The sequence below is a fragment of the Ferrovibrio sp. genome (assembly GCF_035304305.1).
Taxonomy (GTDB): Bacteria; Pseudomonadota; Alphaproteobacteria; order Ferrovibrionales; family Ferrovibrionaceae; genus Ferrovibrio.
The window spans coordinates 1-2,348 of sequence record NZ_DATGQG010000100.1 but is presented as its reverse complement, the minus strand read 5'-3'; the positions used below and the strand labels follow the sequence as shown (position 1 = coordinate 2,348).

At 66.2% G+C, this 2,348-nt stretch carries 2 protein-coding genes; one reads left to right on the top strand and one right to left on the bottom strand.

Annotated features, from left to right (window positions below; translation table 11 throughout):
- Positions 1 to 151 precede the first annotated feature (151 nt).
- Positions 152 to 1,327, bottom strand: a complete 1,176-nt coding sequence (gene chrA / locus VKZ87_RS11805) for a chromate efflux transporter (protein ID WP_324221458.1) — start codon at positions 1,325 to 1,327, stop codon at positions 152 to 154.
- Positions 1,328 to 1,522: 195 nt separating this feature from the next.
- Between chrA and VKZ87_RS11800 the strand changes: the two genes are divergently transcribed.
- On the top strand, positions 1,523 to 2,348 hold an 826-nt coding region (locus tag VKZ87_RS11800; protein ID WP_324221457.1), incomplete at its 3' end, for an MFS transporter.

The window sequence follows — 2,348 nt, the reverse complement described above, 5'->3', positions numbered from 1 at the left end:
GATTCGATCCAGCCAACGCCTGCGGTTCTGTCGGCCCGCAACATCCGCGTCGTCTCCATCGCCGACCTGATAGGCGAGGCGATCTCGCGCACGGCTTCCGAGGAATCGGTCTCGAGCCTTTTCGACTGACGCGGAAACGTCCCGCAGCGCGTCAGAGCGCGCCGATCATCAAGCCGCCGGTCGCGCCGGTCAGCACCACGATCCACGACGGCGCCCGCCAGGCCGCCAGCATGACGAAACAGGTCAGCGCCAAGGCGAATTCGCCCGGCCCGACCACCGCACTGGTGAACACCGGATCGTAGAGGGCCGCCCCCAGGATGCCGACCACGGCGGCATTGGCTCCACGCATCAGCGCCCTGAAGCCCGGCCGCCGGCGCAACGCGTCCCAGAACGGAATGACGCCGACCAGAAGCAGGAAGCCGGGCAGGAAGATCGCCACGAGCGCGATTGCGGCGCCGGCTGGCGCCGGCCCAAGCGCGCCAAGATAGGCTGCGAACGTGAACAGCGGTCCCGGAACCGCCTGAGCGGCACCGTATCCGGCCAGGAACTGGTCCGGGCTCAGCCAGCCGCGCGGCACGACTTCCGCGCTGAGCAGCGGCAGAACGACATGGCCTCCGCCGAACACCAGCGATCCGGCCCGGTAGAAGGCATCGAAGACCGCAATGGATTGCGAGTCCGTCAATGTGGCGAGCAGCGGTAGCCCGGCGAGCAGGGCGAAGAACAACGCCAGAGCTACAAAGCCGGTTGCCCGCGACACGGCGAAGCCGACGTGCCCACCCGTTGCTTCATCATCGATTCGACACAGCCAAAGCCCGGCGAGGCCACCGGCCGCGATCGCCGCCACCTGCCCGAGCGAAGCGCTTGTCGTCAGGACAACAATCAGGACGGCGCCGAGCGCAATCGAGGCCCGTGTGCGGTCGGGGCAAAGCGTGACGGCCATGCCCCACACCGCCTGGGCGACGATCGCCACCGCCACCACCTTCAATCCATGAGTGATGCCGGCTCCCATCGGCCCGGCGAAAGCATCGGCACCGAGGGCAAAGGCAACCATCAGCATGGCTGACGGCAGCGTGAACGCGACCCAGGCAGCTGCGGCGCCCACCGGGCCGCCGCGCATCAGCCCAAGCGCAAATCCGACCTGGCTCGATGCCGGGCCCGGCAGGAACTGGCATAGCGCGACGATGTCGGCATAGCCCTTCTCGTCGATCCAGCGCCGGCGCAGGACGATTTCCTGGCGATAGTAGCCGAGATGAGCGATCGGTCCGCCGAACGACGTCAGGCCGAGCTTGAGAAACGTCCGGAAAACTTCGCCGGCGGAGCCCTGCATGCCTTCCTTTCCGCCGGCCGCGGCCGGCGCGATTTGCACGCCTGCGATCTTCCGGGGAATGCGAGCGATGGCAAGCGGCTTTGTCGGCGATCCACGGGCGAGCTATTCCGCTGGTCCATCCGTCCATGCAGCTTTGTATGTGGCGTTCCATCCGGGACCGCCCTATAGCTCCGCGTCGTCATCCCGGAGCATGCCTTGACCGACGCGACAGCCCCTCTCGCCCGAAACCAGCTCGGCAATACGACGCTTGCCATCATCGCCGCCGTCAGCTTCTGCCACATGCTGAACGACGTGCTGCAGTCGATGCTGTCGGCCATCTACCCGATGCTGAAGGACAATTATGGCCTCGATTTCTGGCAGATCGGGCTGCTGACCTTCACCTTCCAGGTCACGGCTTCGCTGCTCCAGCCGCTGATCGGCCTTTTGATCGACAAGCGGCCGATGCCCTACTCGCTGCCGCTCGGCATGATGTCGAGCCTGGTCGGGCTGCTGCTGCTGGCTTCCGCCGACAGCTATCCGCTGCTGCTGCTTGGCGCCGGGCTCATCGGCGTCGGTTCCGCCGTGTTCCACCCGGAGGCATCGCGCGTGGCACGCATGGCCGCCGGTGGCCGCTATGGCATGGCGCAGTCGTTCTTCCAGGTGGGAGGCAATTTCGGCCAGGCGATTGGTCCGCTGCTCGCCGCCTTCATCGTCGTGGTGCGCGGCCAGGGCAGCGTCGCCTGGTTCGCGCTGGCCGCCCTGGTTGGCATCATCGTGCTGTGGCGCGTCGGCCGCTGGTACGAGCAGCAAAGGCGCGCGGCAGTCGCGCGTGGCACCGTTTCTGCGGCGATGCCCTACAGCACGGGCCGCACCACCTTCATTCTGCTGATCCTGATGCTGTTGACCTTCACCAAGAACATCTACACGTCGGCGATCACCAGCTACTACACTTTCTTCACGATCGAGCGCTTCGACCTGTCGATCCAGTCGGCACAGATCATGCTGTTCCTGTTCCTCGGCTCGATCGCGGTCGGCACTGCAA

Bases quoted from the DNA above. Each gene is read 5' to 3' on its own strand.
- chrA (WP_324221458.1), bottom strand. From the start codon at position 1,327: ATGCAGGGCTCCGCCGGCGAAGTTTTCCGGACGTTTCTCAAGCTCGGC.